The sequence below is a fragment of the Vibrio sp. 2134-1 genome, from assembly GCF_033339495.1.
This window is the reverse complement of sequence record NZ_JAWOUS010000278.1, coordinates 1-812: the sequence shown is the minus strand read 5'-3', so window position 1 is coordinate 812 and position 812 is coordinate 1. Positions and strand designations below refer to the sequence as shown.

The window sequence follows — 812 nt, the reverse complement described above, 5'->3', positions numbered from 1 at the left end:
GGTTCATGAAGAACTCAAATGGGCGGTCTTCATCGGCAACGAGCTGCTCGGTATGCAAATACGGCTTTACCATATTTTGATAAGCGGCCAAGTAGCCACGAGGATGCTTCACTTTCGTGGTACGAATGATGCGGCCATCGGCAAAACTTAATTTGCCATGCGAGCCACAGCCGATACCAAGGTAATCGCCAAAGCGCCAGTAATTCAGGTTGTGCTGACACTGATAGCCCGGTTTGCTGTAGCCAGAGATTTCGTACTGAACGTAACCTGCTGCTGCTAGCTTTTCATGCCCTTGTTCGAAGATGTCCCACAAGTCATCGTCATCTGGTAGTGTCGGTGGCTTGTAGTAGAACATGGTGTTTGGTTCGATGGTGAGCTGATACCAAGACAGGTGCGGCGGTGCGAGCTCAATCGCTTTGTCCAAATCGGCTAGCGCTTGTTCGATGCTTTGATCGGGTAAGCCGTGCATTAAGTCGAGGTTAAAGCTGTTCAAACCAATTTGATGGGCAAGTTTCGCTGCATTAACGGCTTCGTCTTGACCATGAATTCGTCCTAGACGCTCCAACTTCTCCTGCTCAAAGCTTTGAACTCCGATGGAAATTCGCGTGACCCCCGCTTTACGATAACCCACGAAACGCTCTGCTTCGATGGTGCCAGGGTTTGCTTCCATAGTGATTTCAATGTCTGGCTTGAATGGAATTCGCGCTTCGATGCCTTTTAGCAAACGCTCAATGCCTTCTGCAGAAATCAAACTTGGCGTACCACCGCCAATGAAGATGGAATGCAGCGGACGCGGTGCGTCATTTAAGCGG

Annotated in this window: 1 protein-coding gene; it reads right to left on the bottom strand. The window is 49.9% G+C overall.

Annotated elements, in window-relative coordinates:
* Window positions 1–812 (bottom strand): radical SAM family heme chaperone HemW (hemW, locus tag R7R78_RS25470; RefSeq protein WP_225474541.1); only part of this gene is annotated, 812 nt, incomplete at both ends.